The sequence below is a fragment of the Thorsellia kenyensis genome, assembly GCF_042432445.1.
In the GTDB taxonomy this organism is placed as follows: domain Bacteria; phylum Pseudomonadota; class Gammaproteobacteria; order Enterobacterales; family Thorselliaceae; genus Thorsellia; species Thorsellia kenyensis.
On the sequence record NZ_JBHLXE010000013.1, the window covers coordinates 112,663 to 135,093 of the forward strand.

The following is a 22,431-nucleotide window of genomic DNA, read 5'->3' on the forward strand; positions in this document are numbered from 1 at the left end:
AAAAAACTCTTTCCATAAATCAGTTTTATGTAAAAAAAAGAAAATTTTAAATTGAGTCAATTATTTATCCTGCTTCAGCTTGCTGTTAATTTTTTTAACAAAATGCTACAATTTATGATGAGATCATGATGTAATATCTTAATTATCCGTTGTTAAGTCTTAATGACAGTAATCAGACTATGCGTTTTGAATTAAATCATTAATAAGCTTAGCTCAATTATCACTACAAGGAGTTATCATTTGAATACGCAAATAAGCCCATTAGGTGCTATGGATTTATTATCTCAAATTGAGGTAGATAGACTAAAAGAAACTGCAACAGGTGATTTGTATCGTTTATTCCGAAACTGTTCATTAGCTGTTTTAAATTCAGGGATCTTAACCGATGATAGCCATGCATTACTTGAAAAACACGCAGATTTTGTGATCAATGTATTAAGAAGAGAAAGAGGCGTCAAACTTGAATTAATCAACCCTCCAAGCCATGCTTTCGTTGATGGGCAAATTATACGTTCAATCCAAGCCAATCTGTTTGCTGTTTTAAGAGACATTCTGTTTGTTGGCGAGCAATTGACAGAAAAATATGCAAATTTCGAACAAACTGATCCTGATGCCAGTTGGCAAATTACTAACTTAGTTTTTGCGATTTTAAGAAATGCAAAGACACTGAGATTAGGAGAGGATCCTAATCTTATTGTTTGCTGGGGCGGTCACTCTATCAATGCGCAAGAATATCAATATTCTCGTAATGTAGGACATGAGTTAGGTTTAAGAGGCCTTAATATTTGTACCGGATGCGGCGCTGGTATCATGGAAGGACCAATGAAAGGTGCTGCAGTAGGCCACGCTCAACAACGGAATCATGACAGCCGTTTTCTAGGTATTTCTGAGCCATCAATTATTGCAGCAGAACCACCAAATCCTTTAGTTAATGAACTAATTATTATGCCGGATATTGAAAAACGTTTAGAAGCATTTGTCAGATTAGGACATGGTATTATCATTTTCCCTGGTGGGCCTGGTACTGCTGAAGAATTACTTTATCTGCTAGGTATTTTACTCAATCCTGCTAATAAAGATGCTGAAGTTCCATTGATATTAACAGGTCCTAAAAGTACAGAAGCTTATTTTGCTGCTATGGATGAATTTATTGGTGCGACACTAGGGGATGCAGCGCGTAAACTCTACACGATTATTATTGATGATCCTGAAGAAGTCGCAAGGCGCATGAATAAATCGATGATAAAAGTTAAAGAACATAGGAAGCAAATGGGAGATGCTTATTCTTTCCATTGGGGACTTAAAATTAATCATGAACTCCAGATGCCTTTTGAACCGACTCATGAAAATATGGCTGCTTTAGATTTACATAAAGAGAGGCCTGTAGAGCTTTTAGCTGCAGATTTAAGACGTGCATTTTCGGGTATTGTGGCTGGTAATATAAAAGAGGCTGGTATTAAAGCGATTAAATCTCACGGACCTTATGTATTATCAGGCGATCAAGATATTATGACTCGTATGGATAAATTACTCAGAAGTTTTGTAGAACAAAATAGGATGAAACTGCCAGGAGGTACTCCTTATGAACCGTGCTATGAAATTCATCTTTAATAGATAAGTATTGTTTAGTCACTGACATGCATATTGCAAACTCAGTGACTAAATCTCCCTAAATCCTCTAAAGAATAAGCAGGGACCTGATTTTTTTCAAATAAATCGACACCGACAAAAATAGCGCCAATCACCTCTTTTTTGTCATCATAAATAGGGAAATATTTGGCAATTAACTGTTTTCCATAGAGCATCACAGGGCAGAAATAACTTTCTCCTTGAATTAATTTTTGATAGGCAAATTGATTATGCCTTAATTTTTTTCCCAACTGCAATTCTCCTTCCTCATCCCTAACAGAAGTGGCTATGCTAATAAAATCATCCCCGTTTTTTACAAAAAAAGCACTATAGGCACCCGTTTCGTTATAAAATCTTTCTGGAATTGTTTTATCAATACTGATTTTCTTTTTACTGTTTAATAGCATAGGTGTGAGTTCACCATTAACATCGACAAGTTCGCTATAATCTATCGAAAACTCATCTTCCTCAAGTTCACTTAACTCATCAAAGAATAATTTTAATCTATCATCTAAAATATCATCAGTATGTGTGACAAACTCCATGAGTTGTATAGCGGAAACTCTAAAGTAAACCGTATTATCATTTTGCTTGTGTGTCATTTTAGGCGTAATAGGTATGAAATCAAAGAAGACAATAGTCGTCAGAATCACACCTAGTAGGAAAACTGAAATAGAGGTCAAAAAATAGGTATTTCGTCTAATGATAGAAACGAGTGTGAATTTAATGCGCATAAAGATAGACATTTAACACATCCTTGTATTAACTGAGTCACATAAAAGAGATTCTTTATTTTTTAATTTTGTATTTCTTTGATTATCGCATTGAGTTACTTTGAAATGACTTGAGCTACTCTCTTAACATACAAAACCAAAAAGCAGGCATTCTATGATAAGTAAAAAGCCATCTTTTACACCTGACCTTAATACCTGCTCAACATCATATTGTATTTATTCTGCCACTGCAATTGCTTCAATTTCGATCAATACATCTTTCGGTAATCTAGCCACTTCAACACAAGATCTTGCTGGAAATTTAGCATTGTTATCAAGGAAGAATTTTTCGTATACACCATTTATCAACGTAAAATCATTCATGTTTTTAATAAAAACTGTCATTTTAATAATATTATTAACACTCACTGAAGCTTCATCTAGTATAGCTTTAAGATTATCTAATACTTGTTGAGTTTGTGCTTCTACATTGTTAGGAATTTCACCAGTCTTGGGGTTCACAGGAATTTGACCTGAAGTAAAAAGCATTCCATTTACATTAATTGCTTGAACATAAGGACCGATTGCCGCTGGGGCATTTTCAGTATTAATTATTTTCATTTAAAACTCCTACTTGGTTAATAAAGTATAACAATAATAAAAAAACAGCATAACTTCAATAAATTTATGTAATAAAATATTTATTTTTACTAGAACGATTGATAGAGATCATCCAAAAGTTGTGTTAATTCTCCACTCATTAAAACAAAGTCTGCATCAAAACGCTGTGCAAAATCAGATTTATCAATATCACTATTTTGTTCTTTCAGAATATCAGTGATTTTTATGCGCTTTATCGTGGCTTCATGCGTTAATATAAAGTCTACTTTCTCTCTCCAGCTTAAAGAGATTTGCATTACACTTTTACCATTATCAATATGATGTAATATCTCTTCAGTTTGTAATTCTTGCTGTTTACACCGTATAACTCCCCCTTCAGCTTCATCAGAACGCAATTCTGCTTCTTGACCAAATTGAAGAAAATGGGGTAACTCATCTTCTTTAAGCCATCTTGTCATTGTTTTTTCAAGTGGTGTTTCAGGGACTAAAGGAACAACAGGAAGGCTACCTAAAGATTTTCTTAATAAGCTAAGCACTTCCTCGGCTCTCTTAGAACTCGATGTATTGACAACGACTCTTTGGTTTTTGAGATCCACCCACACCCATGTATTAGAATATCGACTAAAGGCTCTTGGCATTAATGTGATAAGAAGCTCTTCTTTTAAGGCCGCTTTTTCAGCTTTTGTTAATTTTCTGTCTTGTGCTTCTTCCGTGATCTGCACTTTTTCTTTTAACTGTTGGTTGATGACTTGTGCTGGTAGTATTTTTTCCTCTTTTCGCATCACCATCAGTTTTTGTTGTCCCACCTCATAAACATAATGATTAGAGTTGTTTTCTAATGGCGCGATCCAACCTAGTTTCATGATGTCTTGGGATTGGCACGGAGTAAACGCATCATTTTCAAGCCATTCATTCAATTTTTCATTTACCAAAGTATCATCTTTTTTTAATTGATAGACACGTAGATTTGTAAACCACATAACTCATTCCTTTTTATAATAGAGGGGTAGAAATTCGCCAACAACTTAAGGGTAATATTTTGCAAAAATATATAAGAAATATTTTAGCACACTTAGATGTTAAGCCGAAGTAATTGCATTTTTTGCTATTTTAAAAATACTTTAGGAATACCTGTTGACATTAACCTAATGGGAAGGTTTATACTCATCAGTGAATTAACACTATCATTTTGTGTCTACTAAGAATTATGGAAACGAGGAGTTAATAAGGATATGAAAAAAAATAAATGGATTCTTACTATAAATTTATCAGAACTTTCATGTGGTAAATGCGTAAATAAAATCAGTGGCTTGTTAGCTCAAAAATTTACAGAGAAGAACCCAATCGAAATTGCTCGCTTAGATAAAAAAAGCTTAACATTAATTTGCCCTGAATTTTATTCAAAAGAGCAGCTCAATGCGTTAGCAAATGAATTAGTCTCCGATATCACAGCGATGGGATTTGGTGCTATAGCGCTTCCCTTTACAATCAGTGGGGAAGAATCATCTAAATCACCCGTAATAGAAAATCTTACCCAAAATAACCACATAGAATTAAATTTCCATTTAGCTGGGCTATCATGCCAAAATTGCATAAAAAAAATAACGAATCTTTTCAGCAACGTCCCTTACATTGAAGTTAGAGAGGCAAGTAGAACGACATTAAAATTGATTTATGAAACGAATAACGAGGGGAATAATTCGCTAGACTTTTTGATAAAAAATATTACTTCATCTATTGAGAAAGAAGGATTTAGTGCAACTTATGACAATGCTGTTTATTCAACAAGTCAAGCTAATCACGTTCCTCCACGACCCAAACTAGAAAATCAATTTTTAGCCAGTGAACTACCAGCAAATTCACTAGAAAAAAAATCCCTCAGCCTCATGGTTAAAATTGAGGGGATGACCTGTGCCAGTTGTGTTTCTAGCGTGGAAAAAACCCTACAAAAAAATTCTGCAATCCAAGAATTTTACGTTAACCTGGCACAATCAAAAGTTTTTATTTCAGGACCTAAAATTGCGATTGATGAAGCGATAAAGAGCCTTTGTGCTATGGGTTATAAAAGTCATATTATTACAGAAGATGCCCATCCTTTAGATGAATCAGAATCTATCAATAAACAACAGAAAAAATACCTTTATCAATCAATTGCCGGACTTTTAAGTGCATTTTTACTTATGGGATACGGTATTTATGACAGTATGTTATTAACAGATCACAATCATTTTTTCTGGTTAATAAGTGGAATAGTAAGCTTATTGGTGATTTTTTTCACTGGGGGACACTTTTATAAAAATGCCTGGTTTAAGCTAAAACACTTACAAACCAACATGGATACTCTAATTGTTTTAGGCGTTTCAACTGCTTGGTTATACTCCTTTGTACTGATACTTTATCCTAATCTTATTGAGTCTTCACAGAGATATCTTTACTTTGAAGCTAGCCTTATGATTTTAGGATTAATTAATTTAGGGAGATATTTAGAAACTAAAGCCAAAAATACTTCGTCAAAAGCTTTATCAGATTTGATGAGCCTTATCCCAGACAAAGCAATTCTTGTCAGCCAATCTACTGAGCAATTGATAGATATAAATCAAATATTACCAGGTATGATTCTAAGGTTAAGAATCGGAGATAAAGTTCCTGTTGACGGTATTATCCAAGACGGGTATTTGGTAATAGATGAAAGTTTACTTACTGGTGAACCCATCGCTGTTGAACGAGTTAGTCATGATAAAATTTTTGCAGGGACGATTGTACAATCTGGAAGTGCATTAATTAAAGTATCCGGTGTAGGTAAAGAAACGGCTTTATCTCAAATTATACAGACTGTTGAAAAAGCACAAAGCAGCAAACCACCTATTGCAAGGATAGCGGATAAAATAGCTTCATTCTTTGTGCCTTGTGTCCTTATCATTGCACTTTTAACTGCTTTAGTTTGGTCCTTATTTGGTCCTGAGCCCACATTAAACTATGTAATTTTAACTACCATAAGTGTTCTTGTTATCGCTTGTCCTTGTGCACTTGGTCTTGCTGTACCTATGTCAATTATCACCAGCGTTGGAAATTCAGCAAAAATGGGGATACTTATTAGGGATGCTAATGTTCTTGAAAGAACGACGCAAATTGACACAATCATTTTTGATAAAACAGGGACTTTGACAGAGGGTTACCCTAAAGTCACTCAGGTAATTACCTCTTTTGACGGCAAAAAAGAAGTAAATAAGGATTTAAGTGAATTAAATTGGCTACATATAGCGCAATTATTAGAAACTCAAACCAATCATCCATTAGCACAAGGGATAATAGAGACATATTCTCAAAAATATTCAGACTACTGCAAGACACATTCTGCACCTAAGTTTAGGGACTATGAAATCTCAGAGTTTTATACTCATGTAGGCTTAGGCATTGAAGGGCAGCTTAACGGCAAAGTCTGGTATTTGGGTAACTCGCAATTACTTGAATCGAATTCGATTCGCATGCCAATTTCTGATGATGTTCTAAGTACCTTACACGAGTATCAAAACCGAGGTGCAAGCACTGTTTTTTTAGCTAATGAAAATGAATGTGTGGCTATTTTTATCATCGAAGACGATGTGAAAAAAAATGTGGGCGACTTAATTACAAAGTTAAAACAAAAATACACCCTTTGGCTTGTTACAGGAGATAATTCAAAAAGCGCTGAGGCTATTGCTAACCAAGTTGGAATTGATAATGTTATTGCAAATGCGACTCCGGATGACAAGGCAAAAACAATTAAGAAACTTCAGGATGAAGGGCTACTAGTTGCAATGATAGGGGATGGGATTAATGATGCTCCTGCCCTAGCAAAAGCCGATTTAAGTATTTCAATGGGTAAAGGTAGTGATATTGCTAAACAGACTTCGGATTATATTTTACTAAACAATGAACTTAATAAACTACCTGATTTATTTAAATTAGCCAAAAAAGTGCAAATTAACATCCGACAAAATCTTTTTTTTGCATTCATCTACAATATCATGTTGATTCCTATCGCAGCAGGTATTCTTTACCCTGTAAATGGGATGTTATTAAACCCCATGTTAAGCGCGATGGCTATGATGCTTTCTTCTCTAACGGTGGTTTTAAATGCCAATAGGATAAGATAGCCACAAGGTGGATTTTAACTTTGATTGGTACTCATTTTACTGTGTTCTAAATTATGAATCCATGAATAAAAAAAACAAAAAGAGACTCAAAAAGAATACAGGTATAACTATCCAGTATTTATCAGTAGCCTTTAGGACACAGTGAATAAGTATCACGAATCAATAACGTAATATACGTAATTGAAACCAAGATGCAGGTCTTGGTATTATTTAACGCCCACTGAATGGACATTCGGATGGTATCTACACCTGCAACTTGAAGTAACTCTTGCATATATTAATGCAGCACTTAGGTTTTACAGAGAAACACTCGAAATAAAATCTAAACGTTACCATACCAAGCTTTAAATGGTGGAGCAACAAATGACTCTTTAGGAGAATAATCAATTGTATTTCCATCCCAATCAGTCATATTTGCGCCACTGGCTATAACAATCGCTTCACCTGCAGCAATATCCCAGATGCTTATCGAATTAGCCCTTGGATAATATTGAATTTTCCCTTCCGCTAACCAGCAAAATTTTAAAGAGGAACCGACACTCTTAATTTCAAAATTACTCATGTTTTTGAGTAATTCATCAATTTTTTCACATCGATGAGAACGACTAACACTTATATTTGGGGGAATTGAGGTTACTGGTTGTATTGCTTGTATAGTTTCAGACTCTTGTTTAAATGCTTTATGATTGAATCCCCAGTAGGTGACTTCTTTGGCGGGTGCGTGTATGACTCCGAGTACAGGTCTTGCATTCCAAATAAGTGCAATATTTACGGTAAACTCACCATTCTTTTTTATAAATTCACGTGTACCATCAAGTGGATCAACTAACCAATAAACACTCCAGTGTTTACGTAAATCATACTCAATCAAGCACTCTTCACTGAGTATGGGTATTTCAGGGGTAAGTAGCATAAGCTGACTCCTTATATATTCATCAGCAGCAAAATCTGCTGCAGTAACAGGAGAGCTGTCTTTTTTGCTATCATAAGAAAATCCATCAGGTGAGTTGTATATAGTTAATATTTTCTCTCCTGCATTTTTAGATATATCAATGACATCGTCTGCTAATTGTGCAAAAATAGGGGTAGTTACATCATTAATTTCTTTTAATGAATAATTTTTTAACTTATTCATAGGTTTCATAGGTTTCATAGGTTTCATAGGTTTCATAGGTTCTCCTGTGCTTATGTTTTAAAAGTGGGCATTTCTAGAATAGTTCTTTATATTGTAAAGTATTTCCATCAATTAGATAGGCTTAAGCCATTGGTTTAGATCATCGACTGAATTTATCAAAAGAGCACTCAATGAAGATTGGAGAAATAGCAAAAAAAGTGGGGGTTAGTGCAAAATCGATTCGCCATTACGAAGACATAGGTTTAATAGCCGCACCCATTAGAGCAAAAAATGGCTATAGGTATTATGATCAAACTCACTTTGAGGCTCTTCGCCTCATAAAAAAATCAAGATTCGTCGGTTTTACTTTAGAAGAATGCAAGACTTTACTGGAACTTTGGGCATCACCTAATCGAAAAAGTAAAGAAGTTAATGCTACTTTACTCAAAAAAATAGATGACATTGATGCACAGATTAAAGCATTACTTACGATGAAATCAATGCTAACAGAATTATCAAATCAATGTCCAAATGATGATACTACTTATTGCCCTATTATTTCAACATTAATTAAGTAATTTAGGGTACCGCCAAACAATTGGCATCTTAATTTGCTATATTATTTAAAAAATTACATTACGGTTAAAGGTTAATAAATTGTCACTTAGTAAAGAAGAAAAAATCATCCTAATAGATGAATTTATAGAGTTTTTATGGTTAGAACATGGTCTCTCAGAAAATACCTTGATGGCATACAAACAAGATATGATAACTTCTTTTAACTATTTCATATCTATGAATCTCGATCCTATTACTCTTACCTCTAAAGATTTAAAAATTTGGATTCAAGATAGACTCGCAGCAGAATATAAATCAGCCAGTGTCAGTCGCCTACTTAGTACTTTAAAACGTTTTTTTTTATTCCTTTATGCCAATCAAAAGCGAGAAGATGATCCTACAGCGACTCTAAATCCACCCAAAATACCAAAACGGCTTCCTAAAGAGTTAAGTGAGGAAAAAGTAGCGGATTTACTCAATGCTCCCGATATTCTAAACCCGATAGAGCTTAGAGATAAAGCAATGTTAGAATTACTTTACGCTACAGGGCTTAGAGTCAGCGAATTAATTTCTTTAAGTTTCAGTAATATTAATTTAGTCCAAGGTGTCATTAGAGTAGTGGGTAAGGGAGATAAGGAAAGACTTATTCCGCTAGGTGAACATGCGATTTATTGGATAGAATCTTATTTGAGTCAATCTAGACCCACTTTAATTAAAGATAATATCGCCAAAGAAACAATTTTTCTTAGCAATCGTGGTCAAATGATGACAAGGCAGACGTTTTGGCATAGGATAAAATATTACGCTTCGAATGCTGGTATCGATGCACAAAAACTCTCTCCTCATGTACTGAGGCATGCATTCGCGACTCATTTACTCAATCATGGTGCAGACTTAAGAGTCGTTCAGATGCTATTGGGCCATAGTTCTTTATCCACCACACAAATCTACACTCATATAGCTAATACAAGACTAAGACAGTTACATAAAAAACATCACCCTCGGGCATAATTTTTAACACTTGATTAAATCTATATTTACTTATAACATATAAGGATTATTGTAAAAAAATATCCCTTGACTTTATATTAAGTAGGTTTATAGTTCCGTAAATTATTTAATAAAAACATGACATTTAAATATTTAAAAAAATATCATTTGGATTATTTTTAAACTATTGATTTATCAGGAATATATCACCAAAAAAATTAATTTTAATGGTCTTAATTTCATTGAGACGTTAAACGTTATTATTGTATATTTTCGAGAATGTTGATGTTTTCAGATCTTGGTTATTCGCTGGTTCTACATTCAACCTCCTCTTATGAATGGTTAATTACTAAATTAACTTAATAAATGTTGTTCATTCAATTAGGTGCAGGGTTATGACATCCACTCTACTATCACATCATTGGTCATTTGCTATTTTTATTTTAGGCGGTCTAGGTCTCTGCATTTTTATGCTACTTGGAGGATATCTCTTAGGTGGTAGGGCTAAAGCAAGAGCAAAAAACGTGCCTTTCGAGTCTGGGGTCGATTCAGTCGGTTCAGCTCGGATGAGAATGTCGGCTAAATTCTACTTAATCGCCATGTTTTTCGTTATCTTTGATGTTGAAGCATTATATTTATTTGCGTATGCCGTTGCGATTAAAGAAACGGGTTGGGTAGGGTTCATAGAAGCATGCATATTCGTACTCATTCTACTTAGTGGTCTAATCTATCTAGCTAAAATTGGCGCCTTGGATTGGACGCCTTTACGTTCTCAGCGCAAACCACTTAAAGTCATTGATATGCAAATCGACCATACTATTTCTCAAGGTAAACCTAAATATGCCTTAGAACAAAACAATCAAGCTACAAAAGAGGCGAATCAATGAAATACACCTTAACCCGCATAGACCTAGATGGCGAAAATAATCAATATCCACTTCAAAAACAGGATGTTGTGCAAGATCCTCTCAATCAAGATTTATCAAAAGGTATCTTTATGGGAAAACTTGATCATGTACTAAAAGACATGGTCAATTGGGGTCGTAAAAATTCACTTTGGCCTTACAATTTTGGTCTTTCCTGTTGCTATGTAGAAATGGTAACCTCTTTTACTGCCGTTCATGATGTTGCAAGATTTGGCGCTGAAGTTTTAAGAGCTTCACCTAGACAAGCTGATTTCATGGTTGTTGCTGGCACACCTTTTTTAAAGATGGCCCCAGTCATTCAACGACTATATGAACAAATGCTTGAACCTAAATGGGTCATCTCTATGGGTGCATGCGCTAACTCTGGTGGTATGTATGATATTTATTCTGTGGTTCAAGGTGTTGATAAATTTTTACCAGTAGATGTTTATATTCCTGGCTGCCCTCCACGCCCTGAAGCTTACATGCAAGCACTATTATTACTTCAAGAATCAATTGGTAAAGAAAGAAGACCTCTCTCTTGGGTGGTTGGTGACCAGGGTGTATACCGTGCAAATATGCAATCAGAAAAAGAACGCAAACGGGCTGAACGTATTGCGGTCACACACTTACCTTCACCTGATAATGTAAGATAAAAACAAAACATCCAATCTGATTGGATGTTTTTTGTTTCAGTTGACATGATTAAACTTTTTAATGAGCCTTAATGGGTATCAAATATGACAGATGTAACGCAAAACAATGTAGTTAAACCTTGGCAAAACCAAGATTTTAGAAACCTTCCAATCATAAATGAACTCTTCACTCAGTTTGGAGAGAACACATTCTGTCTTCAGTCAACAAGAACTGGGATACCTGTGGTCTGGGTAAAAATAGAGAAAATAATCGATGTATTAAGTTATCTTAAAAACATAACTAAACCTTATAATATGCTGTTCGATCTGCATGGTGTTGATGAACGTTTAAGAACACACAAAGAAGGCTTACCCGACGCCGATTTCACTGTTTTTTACCATCTTATTTCAGTGATGCGCAATGAAGATATCATGCTTAAAGTCGCATTAAACGATTCCGACTTGAATCTGCCAACGGCAACCCACATTTTCCCAAACGCGAACTGGTATGAAAGAGAAACGTGGGAAATGTTTGGTATTACTTTCAAAGGCCACCCTCATCTAACGCGAATTTTGATGCCTTTTACTTATGAAGGACATCCACTAAGAAAAGATCATCCTGCGAGAGCAACCGAATTCGACCCTTTTGTGCTCACAAAGCAAAAAGAAGATTTGGAGATGGAATCCCTGAAATTTAAACCTGAAGCATGGGGAATGAAAAAAGGGACAGAAAACGAAGATTATATGTTCCTGAACCTAGGACCAAATCACCCTTCAGCTCATGGTGCATTTCGTATTGTTTTACAACTAGATGGTGAGGAAATTGTTGATTGTGTTCCTGATATTGGCTATCACCACCGTGGTGCTGAAAAAATGGGAGAAAGACAATCTTGGCATAGTTACATCCCATACACGGATAGGATAGAATACTTAGGTGGCTGTGTAAACGAAATGCCTTATGTACTTGCTGTAGAAAAACTTGCCGGTATTGAAGTTCCTGAGCGAGTGGAAGTCATTCGTGTAATGCTCTCTGAACTCTTTAGAATAAATAGCCACCTTTTGTATATTTCCACATTCATACAAGACGTTGGTGCCATGACACCAGTATTTTTTGCATTCACCGATAGACAAAAAATCTATGATTTGGTTGAAGCAATTACTGGTTACAGAATGCACCCAGCTTGGTTTAGAATTGGTGGTGTTGCTCATGATTTACCAAATGGCTGGGAAAAATTATTACGTGATTTTCTCGATTGGATGCCTAAACGCCTTGATACCTATGTTAAGGCTGCTCTTGAGAATACGATACTCAAAAGTCGTTCTATAGGTGTAGCGGCTTATAATGCCAAAGATGCTCTAGATTGGGGTGTGACCGGAGCAGGGTTAAGAGCGACAGGTATCGCATTTGATGTGAGAAAATGGCGACCTTATTCAGGCTACGAAAATTTCGACTTTGAAGTACCAGTCGGCGACGGAATAAGTGACTGTTATAGTCGAGTGATGCTCAAAGTAGAAGAATTACGACAAAGCCTTCGCATATTAGAACAATGCTATCACCATATGCCTGCAGGACCCTTTAAAGCAGATCATCCTCTTACCACCCCACCACCGAAGGAAAGGACACTGCAGCACATAGAAACGCTTATAACGCATTTCTTACAGGTATCTTGGGGACCTGTAATGCCTGCAAATGAGTCATTCCAAATGATTGAAGCTACAAAAGGTATAAATAGCTATTATCTTACTTCAGATGGCAGTACAACAAGCTACCGTACAAGAATTCGTACCCCTAGCTTTGCTCATTTACAACAAATACCATCGGTAATAAGAAAAAGTTTAGTATCTGATTTAATTGTCTATCTTGGCAGCATCGACTTTGTTATGTCTGATGTCGATCGTTAAAGTAATTAAGGTAATTATCAATGAGTGAAAATTTTAACAGGGACGAACAACAAATTCGTGTAATCAACTTAGCGACAGATGCAACGGCATCTGATTTGTCTAATTCTATTTCATCAACTGACGTATCGTTTGAATTATCTAAAGAGGAATTTGATGCGATTGAAGCAGAAAAACACCACTATGAAGACACAAGGGCTGCATCTATAGAAGCGTTAAAAATTGTCCAAAAACATAGGGGATATGTTCCTGATGGTGCAATTTATGCTATAGCTGAGCAGCTAGATATTTCGCCTGGAGATGTTGAAGGGGTAGCTACCTTTTATAGTCAAATTTATCGTCAACCTGTTGGTAGAAATATCATTCGCTACTGTGATAGTGTAGTCTGTTATATCACTGGTTTTGAAGCTGTTTTAACTGCCATAGAAAACACATTACAGATCAAACCAGGTCAAACAACCCCAGACAATCGCTTTACCTTATTACCGACTTGTTGCCTAGGAAACTGCGATAAAGGTCCTACCATGATGATTAATGACGAAACACATAGTCATCTTACACCGGAACTTATTCCAAGCCTATTGGAGCGTTACTCATGAGTAAATTCATCAATCCTATTATCAGAACAGAAGAAACTCATCCTTTAACATGGCGAATTAGAGACGATAACACCCCTGTATTTCTTGATGAATACCGCAACAAAAATGGGTATGCGGGTGCAAAGAAAGCTCTAACAACCATGACACCAGATGAAGTCGTTGAACTTGTCAAAAATTCAGGACTTAAGGGTCGTGGTGGTGCAGGTTTTTCTACAGGTACTAAATGGAGTCTAATGCCCAAAGATGAGAATAAAAATATCCGTTACCTCTTATGTAACGCAGATGAGATGGAACCTGGTACATATAAAGATAGATTGCTTATGGAAAACCTGCCTCATCTACTGATAGAAGGAATGCTCATTTCTGCGTATGCGCTTAAAGCATATAGAGGTTATATATTTCTACGTGGAGAATATATCGAAGCTGCAGATAGATTGAGAAAAGCCATAGGTGAAGCTCACGAAGCAGGATTACTTGGTAAAAATATTTTAGGGTCTGGATTTGATTTTGAACTTTTTGTACATACAGGTGCAGGACGTTACATCTGTGGTGAAGAAACAGCATTGATTAATTCACTGGAAGGCAGAAGAGCAAACCCTCGCTCTAAACCGCCCTTCCCAGCTGTCTCTGGTGTTTGGGGAAAACCAACCTGTGTTAACAATGTCGAAACTTTATCAAATGTTCCAGCTATTCTTGCTCATGGTACCGAGTGGTACATAGGTCTTTCTGCAGGTAAAAGTAACGACGCAGGAACTAAAATGATGGGATTCTCAGGAAAAGTAAACAATCCTGGTCTTTGGGAACTCCCTTTTGGCACCACTGCACGTGAAATTCTTGAAGATTACGCCGGTGGTATGCGAGATGGTTTAACACTAAAAGCTTGGCAACCCGGTGGTGCAGGGACAGACTTTTTATTAGACTCACATCTAGATTTGCCAATGGATTTTGAACATATTGCTAAAGCTGGCAGCCGTTTGGGAACTGCACTTGCTATGGCAGTTGATAATAATATCAATATGGTTTCTCTCACGAGAAATTTAGAACAATTTTTCGCAAGAGAATCCTGTGGCTGGTGTACACCTTGTCGTGACGGATTGCCTTGGAGTGTAAAACTGCTACAGGCCTTAGAAAAAGGTCAAGGGCAACCTGGTGATATTGAAACACTAGAACATTTATGCCGTTCACTTGGTCCAGGTAAAACATTTTGTGCTCATGCACCTGGTGCAGTGGAACCACTACAAAGTGCCATTAAATATTTTAGGCATGAATTTGAAGCTGGCATATTACAACCGCTTGGAAATGCAAAAGAAATTAAAGGCATACAGGCTAATAATTTGTTAAAAACTCGTTGGTAATTGAACGAGTTTAAACAATATTTAAATACATATTTATAATAACGGATTGAATTTCAATCCCATTCGCTTAACAATAAGCTGTAGGAAAATATCGATTATGGCTACGATTCATGTAGACGGAAAAGAATATGAAGTCAATGGTTCCGACAACCTATTACAGGCTTGTCTTTCACTTGGCTTAGATATCCCCTATTTTTGTTGGCATCCCGCGCTTGGAAGCGTAGGTGCTTGTCGTCAATGCGCGGTCAAACAATACGCTAATGCTGAAGATACACGTGGAAGATTAGTTATGTCATGTATGACGCCAGCTCAGGATAATACTTACATCTCCATCGATGATGAAGAAGCAAAAGTATTTCGTGAAAGTGTCATTGAATGGCTTATGACTAATCATCCGCATGATTGCCCAGTGTGTGAAGAAGGCGGTAACTGTCATCTGCAAGATATGACTGTCATGACTGGTCATAGTTTTAGACGCTATCGCTTTACTAAAAGAACACACAGAAACCAGAATTTAGGCCCATTCATATCACATGAAATGAATCGGTGCATTGCCTGTTACCGTTGTGTAAGATATTACAAGGATTATGCTGACGGCTCAGATTTTGGTGTGTATGGTGCTCACGACAATGTCTATTTTGGACGACCTGAAGAAGGGGTTTTAGAAAATGAGTTTTCCGGAAATTTAGTTGAAGTCTGTCCTACCGGGGTATTCACTGATAAGACACATTCTGAACGTTATAATCGTAAATGGGATATGCAATTTGCACCTAGCATATGTCAACAATGTTCTGTTGGTTGTAATATAAGTCCTGGTGAACGATATGGTGAACTTCGCAGAATCGAAAATCGTTTTCACGGTGAAGTAAATCACTATTTTTTATGCGATAGAGGAAGATTTGGATATGGCTATGTAAATTTAAAAGACAGACCAAAACAACCAATCCAAAAACGAGGTACTGATGCAGTTAATCTTACTAGTCAAGCCCAAGCGATTGAAGGTACAGCTGATCTAATCAAAAATGCTCAAAGAATAATTGCCATAGGTTCAAGCCGTGCGAGCTTAGAAAGTAATTATGCACTCCAAAAACTTGTAGGCCCGGAAAATTTTTATGCCGGTGTAAACAGAAAAGAATTGGATTCATTAATAACAATTTACAGTGTATTAAAAAACAGTGGTGTCTACACACCAAGCTTACGTGAAATAGAATCTTATGATGCGATAATCATCTTAGGTGAAGATATCACTCAAAGTGCTGCAAGAATAGCATTAAGTGTACGTCAAGCAATAAAAAGTAAAGCACATGTTATGGCGAATGAGGACAGAGTATCCGAATGGCAAATTGCGGCCGTAAAAAATATTGGTCAAAGAGCAAAATTCCCACTATTTATAACAAGTACGCACCAAACTCGTTTGGAAGACATGGCAACATTGCACCTTAACATAGCAACAGATGTGCAGGCAGCACTTGGCTTTGCCATAGCAAACAAAATTGATGCAAAAGCAACACTCTCTGATATACAAGTAAATAATAGCTTTACACAAGAAATCGAGATGATATCAAGTGCACTGAGTAGTGCTAAAAAACCTCTCATTATCGCGGGTACTACAGCAAAAGACAATGAGCTCATAAAAGCTGCGAGTAATATTGCGATGGCTTTAAAAAATACGGGGAAAGAAGTCGGGATTACTTTTGTTGCGTCTGATGTGAATAGCATGAGTATGCCAATATTGACTAATAACAGTCTTGATGAGGCATTACAAGAAATCACCGAAGGTAAAGCAGATGTATTGATTGCCTTGGAAAACGATCTCTATCGCTATGCAACAATGGACGCGGTTGATAATGCTTTAAAGAAACTTAATCGTTTGATTGTCATCGATCATCAAACAACAAAATTGAAAGATAAAGCAAAAATAATTCTTCCCGCCGCTTCATTTGCTGAAGGAATGGGTACAGTCATAAACCATGAATTTAGATTACAGCGTTTCTTTAAAGTCTATGATCCTAAATTCTATGAGAAAACAAATTTAATACAAGAGAGCTGGCGCTGGATAAGTGATATCATGATCCATATGAATCATGAAAGAGCTGTTGAGATTAATAATTTCGATGCCATGATGTCATCTTGTGAAACAGCTTACCCTGAGCTTAAAGGCTTAAGTGAACTATCTTTAGATGCTGATTTTAGAGTTAAAGGCCAAAAACTGGCTCGTTCTCCACATCGTTACAGTGGCCGTACGTCTATGCTGGCGGATAAAAGTGTGCACGAACCTCGTCAGCCACAAGATCAAGATTCTCCTTTTGCCTTTTCAATGGAGGGCAATAATCAACCTGCTGCTAAGAGACAAGAGATTGCTTTTGCTTGGGCACCAGGCTGGAACTCGCCTCAAGCTTGGAATAAATTTCAAAATGAAGTAGGTGGAAACTTAAAACATGGTGATCCAGGTTGTCGTCTATTGAACAATAGTGCTGGCAAAATCCCGTATTTTTCTTCTAATAGTAGTGAAACTAACGGGCAGCCTACAGGGCTACAGATTATATCCCTACCTCATTTATTTGGTACTGATTACTTATCAGCTAAATCAGAAGTTATGCAAGATAGATTGACGAAGCCCTATTTAAAGGTGCACTCGAATGTAGCAAAAAACTTTGGCATTAAAAATGGGGTAACAGTACAAATTTCATTAGGCCAAATTGTATTTATCTTCAAAGCTGAAATTGACGACCATTTTGTTGATAACTCGATCGGATTGCCGCTAGGTCTTCCTAATTTAAGTTTGGCCTATGCTAATGAGAAAATTCAATTAATCAAAGTGATTGATGCGATAGAAATCAAAGCGACAGAGGAGATGAAATAATGGCATGGTTTACTCCTGAAGTAATGACTGTATTAACTGCTATTCTTAAATCGGTTGTTATTTTACTTGTTGTCGTAATCTGTGGTGCCCTAATGAGCTTTTTCGAAAGAAGATTGCTTGGGTTATTTCAAGGTCGATATGGACCGAATAGAGTCGGATATGGTGGATCTCTACAATTAGTTGCAGATATGCTTAAAATGTTTTTTAAAGAAGATTGGGTTCCTCAATTTTCTGATAAATTACTATTTACTTTAGCACCTGTTATCGCCTTTGTCTCTTTATTGCTTGCTTTTGCTATTGTTCCGATTACACCTAATTGGGTTGTTGCAGACTTGAATATTGGCTTACTCTTTTTCTTTATGATGGCGGGACTCGGTGTTTACGGAGTCCTATTTGCCGGCTGGTCAAGTAATAATAAATATTCACTATTAGGTGCAATGCGTGCTTCAGCACAAACGCTTAGTTATGAAGTATTTTTAGGTTTGTCCTTACTAGGCGTAGTCGCACAAGCTGATTCATTTAATCTCATGGCTATTGTTAATTCTCAACAAGGTCTATGGAATATTATCCCGCAATTCTTTGGCTTTGTGACATTTGCTATTGCAGCTGTTGCAGTATGTCATAGACATCCATTTGACCAACCGGAAGCTGAACAAGAAATTGCCGATGGATATCACATAGAGTATGCTGGAATGAAATTCGGTCTCTTCTTTGTGGGAGAGTACATAGGTATAGTCACTGTATCCGCTTTAATTGTTACCCTATTTTTTGGTGGTTGGCATGGACCATTCCTACCTCCTTTTTTATGGTTTGCTATAAAAACTGCTTTTTTTATGATGATGTTCATACTCATAAGAGCTGCACTACCAAGACCTCGTTATGATCAAGTCATGGCGTTTGGCTGGAAAATTTGTTTGCCACTCACTCTTATCAATTTAATGGTGACGGCGTATTTTATACTTTTAAATCAATAATTGGGGTAAGACCATGACGTTGACAGAATTAGCCGTTGGTTTCTACACTCAACTGCGCAGTATCTCAATGGTTGGCTTAAATGCCTTTAAAAAACGTGAAACTAGAATGTATCCTGAAGAACCAGTTAATCCGCCTCCGCGGTTTAGAGGGCGTATTGTTTTGACAAGAGATCCTGATGGTGATGAACGTTGTGTCGCTTGCAATCTTTGTGCTGTTGTATGCCCTGTAGGATGCATTGCACTACAAAAAAGTGAGCGTGAAGATGGGCGGTGGTATCCTGAATTCTTTCGCATTAATTTCTCGCGTTGTATATTTTGTGGGTTATGCGAGGAAGCTTGTCCAACAACTGCAATCCAATTAACTCCAGATTTTGAGCTTGGTGAGTTTAAAAGACAAGACTTGGTTTTTGAAAAAGAAGATTTATTGATATCAGGTCCGGGCAAATACCATGAATACAACTTTTATAGACAATCAGGTATGGCGATAAATAACAAAGACAAAGGTGATGCTGAAAACGAAGCAAAACCAATAGATGTGAAAAGCTTATTACCTTAATTATTAAGTGAGTTTTTTCAATGTTTTGTAAATTGTTTTGACCCTATTTTTTGTTGGTTTTAATTAGCTTTTTTATTGTTATGTACACTCTAATTAAAACTGTAATAACGAGGAACTACCGCATGCAAATTGCATTTTATTTATCGGGGCTTATCGCCATATTAGCGACCTTAAGAACGATAACGCATACTAACCCAATACACGCCTTACTATATTTTGTCGTGTCACTGCTATCTGTAGCATGCATGTTTTTTACTTTAGGCGCATATTTTGCTGGAGCTTTAGAAGTCATTGTCTATGCAGGTGCCATCATGGTTCTTTTTGTATTCGTAATGATGATGCTAAATTTAGGACATACAGTAGAAGCGCAGGAAAAAGCGTGGCTTAAGCCTTCAGTTTGGATTGGTCCTGCCCTTTTATCTTTTTTGTTACTGCTTACTCTAGTTTATGGTATTAGTCATTTACAAGGTATTCCAAGCCTATATGAAGTTAAGCCTATTGGAGCAAAAGAAATTGGTATAAGTTTATTCAGCACTTATGTGCTTGGCGTAGAATTAGCCTCTATGATGTTACTAGCGGGTCTTGTCGTGGCATTTCACGTTGGTCGTGACAAAACACCTCAAGAATTGACACTTCATGGAGAAGTATTAAAAGACGAGATCACCCGTCGCAATCAACAGGAGCATAACTAATGTTAGATGGCAGAATTCCTATTGAGCATGGTCTTATTATTGCTGCAATTTTATTTATTCTAGGACTTACAGGTCTCTTGATAAGACGTAACTATGTTTTTATGCTAATAAGCTTAGAAGTGATGATTAATGCAGCGGGACTTGCATTTATTGTCGGTGGTGCTGCACATAACTCTGCTGATGGTCAGGTGATGTACATTTTTTTAATTACACTTGCAGCAGCTGAAGCGAGTATTGGGTTGGCGTTATTACTACAACTGTATCGTCGTCGCCACACCCTTAATGTTGATACAGTAAGTGAGATGCGCGGATGAGTTTATTACCCTTAACCATTATTTCTCCTATCATAGGCTTTATTATCTTAAGCTTTTGGGGAAGAAATTTAAAAGAAAATACGGCAGCTACAATAGGAATTACCTCCGTGGGTATTGCTGCTTTGGCAACATTATTTGTCGGATTTAACTACATGAGTCATACGCCTGATGCTCATATGACTCTGCACCTATGGACGTGGATGCAAGCAGGAAGTTTTAACATTCCCTTCTCATTGACACTAGATGGTCTATCATTGACCATGTTAAGTGTAGTCACAGGCGTAGGTTTCCTAATTCATATTTATGCCTCTTATTACATGCGTGGTGAAGAGGGATACTCTCGTTTCTTTGCTTACACTAATTTATTTATTGCTAGCATGGTAATACTTGTCCTTGCTGAAAATATGGTGGTTTTATATCTTGGCTGGGAAGGCGTTGGATTATGTAGCTACTTATTGATTGGTTTTTATTTTAAAAATCCTGCTAATGGCGCGGCGGCTATGAAGGCATTCATTGTTACGCGCATAGGTGACGTACTATTAGCTTTTGGTTTATTTATGCTCTATCAAGCTGCTGGCACACTAAACATGCAGGAGTTGGCCACAATTATCCCAGCAAAACTCGAAGCCGGCTCACCTGAAATTACTTGGGCAACTCTTATGCTTTTAGGTGGCGCTGTAGGTAAGTCTGCCCAGCTACCTTTACAAACCTGGCTTGCAGATGCAATGGCAGGACCTACCCCTGTTTCAGCGCTTATACATGCTGCTACAATGGTGACTGCAGGCGTCTATTTAATTGCTAGAAATCATGTTCTATTCCTGCACGCACCAGAAGTTCTACATTTTGTCGGTATAGTTGGGGCCGTGACTTTATTATTAGCAGGATTTGCAGCACTAGTGCAAACGGACATTAAACGCGTTTTAGCCTATTCAACCATGAGCCAAATCGGTTACATGTTCTTAGCATTAGGCGTTCAAGCTTGGGATGCTGCTATCTTTCATCTAATGACACATGCATTTTTCAAAGCGTTGTTATTCTTAGCTTCAGGTTCTGTGATATTAGCCTGTCATCATGAGCAAAACATGCTTAAAATGGGCGGGTTAAGAAAAAAAATCCCACTGGTTTATCTATGCTTTTTAGTCGGTGGAGGTGCATTAGCCGCTTTACCACTTATTACCGCGGGTTTCTTTAGTAAAGATGAAATTTTAATAGGTGCACACGCGAATGGTGACAATGGGTTAATGATTGCAGGTTTATTTGGTGCTTTATTGACTTCGATTTATACCTTTAGAATGATAATTCTTACTTTCCATGGCGAGGAAAAAACAGAAGCTCATGGCTTAAATGGTATTACACATCATTTACCTTTAATTATTTTGCTTATTCTATCTACAACTGTTGGCGCATTCATACCCCAACCTTTGAATCATGTGTTGCCAGATTTAAAAGATGCCAATGATGCACATCTCACCATAGCAATTATTTCTTCTATTGTCGCTATTGTTGGAGTATTGATTGCATTTGCACTGTACCAAGGAGAACGCAAACTAGTCAACATCATCAAAGCCAGTACCTTCGGTAAAATACTTTCAAACTTATGGTTTCATGCTTGGGGTTTCGACTGTCTTTATCATTGGTTATTTGTTAAACCTTTCCTATTTATTGCGAAAATCTTACATAAAGATCCGCTAGACAAAACGGTGGATTCAACCACATGGCTCGTTAGATTAGCAAATAAAGGGTTGACGTTAACAGCTAATGGACAAACTCGTTGGTATACCGCAACGATGCTTATTGGTGCAATTGTTTTACTTATTTTATTATTTTGGTTATAACGCTCGCGTTATGTTATTTAATTAACTTACAAGGAAGATAACA

At 36.7% G+C, this 22,431-nt stretch carries 20 protein-coding genes; 15 read left to right on the top strand and 5 right to left on the bottom strand.

Translation table 11 applies throughout. The annotated features are described in order from the left end of the window. Nucleotides 1-240 precede the first annotated feature (240 nt). Nucleotides 241-1,611: a nucleotide 5'-monophosphate nucleosidase PpnN gene (gene ppnN / locus ACFFIT_RS00975; RefSeq protein ID WP_385875548.1), complete on the top strand. Its 1,371-nt coding sequence runs from the start codon at nt 241-243 to the stop codon at nt 1,609-1,611. 41 nt (nt 1,612-1,652) lie between these two features. Here ppnN and ACFFIT_RS00980 read toward each other — a convergent pair whose 3' ends face one another. The 3 genes from ACFFIT_RS00980 to rdgC all read right to left on the bottom strand — a co-directional run bounded on the left by ACFFIT_RS00980 (nt 1,653) and on the right by rdgC (nt 3,943). Beyond that, nucleotides 1,653-2,375 carry a Cache 3/Cache 2 fusion domain-containing protein gene (locus ACFFIT_RS00980; RefSeq protein ID WP_385875549.1) on the bottom strand — a complete coding sequence of 241 codons (723 nt, stop codon included), beginning with the start codon at nt 2,373-2,375 and terminating at the stop codon, nt 1,653-1,655. A gap of 204 nt (nt 2,376-2,579) precedes the next feature. Beyond that, the gene (locus tag ACFFIT_RS00985) at nt 2,580-2,963 is read right to left on the bottom strand and encodes a RidA family protein (RefSeq protein WP_385875550.1); all 384 of its coding nucleotides are present in this window, start codon (nt 2,961-2,963) and stop codon (nt 2,580-2,582) included. Nucleotides 2,964-3,052: 89 nt separating this feature from the next. Further along, nucleotides 3,053-3,943, bottom strand: coding sequence for a recombination-associated protein RdgC (gene rdgC, locus ACFFIT_RS00990; protein ID WP_385875552.1), 891 nt, complete (start codon nt 3,941-3,943; stop codon nt 3,053-3,055). Nucleotides 3,944-4,195: 252 nt separating this feature from the next. Between rdgC and ACFFIT_RS00995 the strand changes: the two genes are divergently transcribed. Next, nucleotides 4,196-7,099: a heavy metal translocating P-type ATPase gene (locus ACFFIT_RS00995; protein WP_385875554.1), complete on the top strand. Its 2,904-nt coding sequence runs from the start codon at nt 4,196-4,198 to the stop codon at nt 7,097-7,099. A gap of 121 nt (nt 7,100-7,220) precedes the next feature. On the opposite strand, the gene ACFFIT_RS01000 is transcribed toward ACFFIT_RS00995, so the two are convergent. Further along, complete coding sequence (locus ACFFIT_RS01000) at nt 7,221-7,373, bottom strand: hypothetical protein (RefSeq protein WP_385875556.1); 153 nt, start codon at nt 7,371-7,373, stop codon at nt 7,221-7,223. Nucleotides 7,374-7,421: 48 nt separating this feature from the next. Continuing rightward, nucleotides 7,422-8,270 (bottom strand): 3'(2'),5'-bisphosphate nucleotidase CysQ, encoded by an 849-nt coding sequence (cysQ, locus tag ACFFIT_RS01005; protein ID WP_385875557.1) that lies wholly within the window; start codon nt 8,268-8,270, stop codon nt 7,422-7,424. Nucleotides 8,271-8,404: 134 nt separating this feature from the next. On the opposite strand from cysQ, the gene cueR reads away from it, so the two are divergent. From cueR to nuoL, 13 genes are all read left to right on the top strand, one after another. Further along, nucleotides 8,405-8,791, top strand: coding sequence for a Cu(I)-responsive transcriptional regulator (cueR, locus tag ACFFIT_RS01010; protein WP_385875559.1), 387 nt, complete (start codon nt 8,405-8,407; stop codon nt 8,789-8,791). A 79-nt stretch (nt 8,792-8,870) separates the two neighbouring features. Next, nucleotides 8,871-9,782: a site-specific tyrosine recombinase XerD gene (gene xerD / locus ACFFIT_RS01015; protein ID WP_385875561.1), complete on the top strand. Its 912-nt coding sequence runs from the start codon at nt 8,871-8,873 to the stop codon at nt 9,780-9,782. A 374-nt stretch (nt 9,783-10,156) separates the two neighbouring features. Continuing rightward, nucleotides 10,157-10,648, top strand: a complete 492-nt coding sequence (locus ACFFIT_RS01020) for an NADH-quinone oxidoreductase subunit A (protein ID WP_385875563.1) — start codon at nt 10,157-10,159, stop codon at nt 10,646-10,648. Further along, entirely contained in the window at nt 10,645-11,322 is a 678-nt protein-coding gene (locus ACFFIT_RS01025; protein WP_385875565.1) for a NuoB/complex I 20 kDa subunit family protein, read from the top strand. The genes ACFFIT_RS01020 and ACFFIT_RS01025 overlap by 4 nt, the downstream gene beginning before the upstream one ends. Nucleotides 11,323-11,406: 84 nt before the next feature. After that, nucleotides 11,407-13,203 (top strand): NADH-quinone oxidoreductase subunit C/D, encoded by a 1,797-nt coding sequence (nuoC, locus tag ACFFIT_RS01030; RefSeq protein WP_385875567.1) that lies wholly within the window; start codon nt 11,407-11,409, stop codon nt 13,201-13,203. Between the two features lie 20 nt (nt 13,204-13,223). Then, a complete protein-coding gene (gene nuoE, locus ACFFIT_RS01035) occupies nt 13,224-13,799 on the top strand; it encodes an NADH-quinone oxidoreductase subunit NuoE (RefSeq protein WP_385875569.1) in 576 nt (191 codons plus the stop codon). Nucleotides 13,800-13,807: 8 nt separating this feature from the next. After that, on the top strand, nt 13,808-15,154 hold the full coding sequence (nuoF, locus tag ACFFIT_RS01040; RefSeq protein ID WP_385875672.1) for an NADH-quinone oxidoreductase subunit NuoF: 1,347 nt from the start codon (nt 13,808-13,810) through the stop codon (nt 15,152-15,154). A gap of 97 nt (nt 15,155-15,251) precedes the next feature. Next, the gene (gene nuoG / locus ACFFIT_RS01045; protein WP_385875571.1) at nt 15,252-18,017 is read left to right on the top strand and encodes an NADH-quinone oxidoreductase subunit NuoG; all 2,766 of its coding nucleotides are present in this window, start codon (nt 15,252-15,254) and stop codon (nt 18,015-18,017) included. Beyond that, on the top strand, nt 18,017-18,991 hold the full coding sequence (gene nuoH / locus ACFFIT_RS01050) for an NADH-quinone oxidoreductase subunit NuoH (RefSeq protein WP_385875573.1): 975 nt from the start codon (nt 18,017-18,019) through the stop codon (nt 18,989-18,991). The genes nuoG and nuoH overlap by 1 nt, the downstream gene beginning before the upstream one ends. Nucleotides 18,992-19,004: 13 nt before the next feature. Next, the gene (gene nuoI, locus ACFFIT_RS01055) at nt 19,005-19,547 is read left to right on the top strand and encodes an NADH-quinone oxidoreductase subunit NuoI (protein ID WP_385875575.1); all 543 of its coding nucleotides are present in this window, start codon (nt 19,005-19,007) and stop codon (nt 19,545-19,547) included. Between the two features lie 122 nt (nt 19,548-19,669). Continuing rightward, the gene (gene nuoJ, locus ACFFIT_RS01060) at nt 19,670-20,239 is read left to right on the top strand and encodes an NADH-quinone oxidoreductase subunit J (RefSeq protein WP_385875577.1); all 570 of its coding nucleotides are present in this window, start codon (nt 19,670-19,672) and stop codon (nt 20,237-20,239) included. Then, entirely contained in the window at nt 20,239-20,553 is a 315-nt protein-coding gene (nuoK, locus tag ACFFIT_RS01065; protein ID WP_385875579.1) for an NADH-quinone oxidoreductase subunit NuoK, read from the top strand. Before nuoJ ends, nuoK begins: the two co-directional genes overlap by 1 nt. After that, complete coding sequence (nuoL, locus tag ACFFIT_RS01070) at nt 20,550-22,388, top strand: NADH-quinone oxidoreductase subunit L (RefSeq protein WP_385875581.1); 1,839 nt, start codon at nt 20,550-20,552, stop codon at nt 22,386-22,388. The genes nuoK and nuoL overlap by 4 nt, the downstream gene beginning before the upstream one ends. The last annotated feature ends 43 nt before the right edge of the window (nt 22,389-22,431 follow it).

Excerpts from the sequence above, each read along its gene's own strand:
- rdgC (WP_385875552.1), bottom strand. The coding sequence starts at position 3,943 with ATGTGGTTTACAAATCTACGTGTCTATCAATTAAAAAAAGATGATACT.
- nuoK (WP_385875579.1), top strand. The coding sequence starts at position 20,239 with ATGTTAGATGGCAGAATTCCTATTGAGCATGGTCTTATTATTGCTGCA.
- nuoH (WP_385875573.1), top strand. The coding sequence starts at position 18,017 with ATGGCATGGTTTACTCCTGAAGTAATGACTGTATTAACTGCTATTCTT.
- nuoJ (WP_385875577.1), top strand. The coding sequence starts at position 19,670 with ATGCAAATTGCATTTTATTTATCGGGGCTTATCGCCATATTAGCGACC.
- ACFFIT_RS01025 (WP_385875565.1), top strand. The coding sequence starts at position 10,645 with ATGAAATACACCTTAACCCGCATAGACCTAGATGGCGAAAATAATCAA.
- ACFFIT_RS00995 (WP_385875554.1), top strand. The coding sequence starts at position 4,196 with ATGAAAAAAAATAAATGGATTCTTACTATAAATTTATCAGAACTTTCA.
- ACFFIT_RS01020 (WP_385875563.1), top strand. The coding sequence starts at position 10,157 with ATGACATCCACTCTACTATCACATCATTGGTCATTTGCTATTTTTATT.
- nuoC (WP_385875567.1), top strand. The coding sequence starts at position 11,407 with ATGACAGATGTAACGCAAAACAATGTAGTTAAACCTTGGCAAAACCAA.
- ACFFIT_RS01000 (WP_385875556.1), bottom strand. The coding sequence starts at position 7,373 with ATGCAAGAGTTACTTCAAGTTGCAGGTGTAGATACCATCCGAATGTCC.
- ACFFIT_RS00985 (WP_385875550.1), bottom strand. The coding sequence starts at position 2,963 with ATGAAAATAATTAATACTGAAAATGCCCCAGCGGCAATCGGTCCTTAT.
- nuoI (WP_385875575.1), top strand. The coding sequence starts at position 19,005 with ATGACGTTGACAGAATTAGCCGTTGGTTTCTACACTCAACTGCGCAGT.
- cueR (WP_385875559.1), top strand. The coding sequence starts at position 8,405 with ATGAAGATTGGAGAAATAGCAAAAAAAGTGGGGGTTAGTGCAAAATCG.
- cysQ (WP_385875557.1), bottom strand. The coding sequence starts at position 8,270 with ATGAAACCTATGAAACCTATGAAACCTATGAAACCTATGAATAAGTTA.
- ACFFIT_RS00980 (WP_385875549.1), bottom strand. The coding sequence starts at position 2,375 with ATGTCTATCTTTATGCGCATTAAATTCACACTCGTTTCTATCATTAGA.
- nuoE (WP_385875569.1), top strand. The coding sequence starts at position 13,224 with ATGAGTGAAAATTTTAACAGGGACGAACAACAAATTCGTGTAATCAAC.
- nuoL (WP_385875581.1), top strand. The coding sequence starts at position 20,550 with ATGAGTTTATTACCCTTAACCATTATTTCTCCTATCATAGGCTTTATT.
- nuoG (WP_385875571.1), top strand. The coding sequence starts at position 15,252 with ATGGCTACGATTCATGTAGACGGAAAAGAATATGAAGTCAATGGTTCC.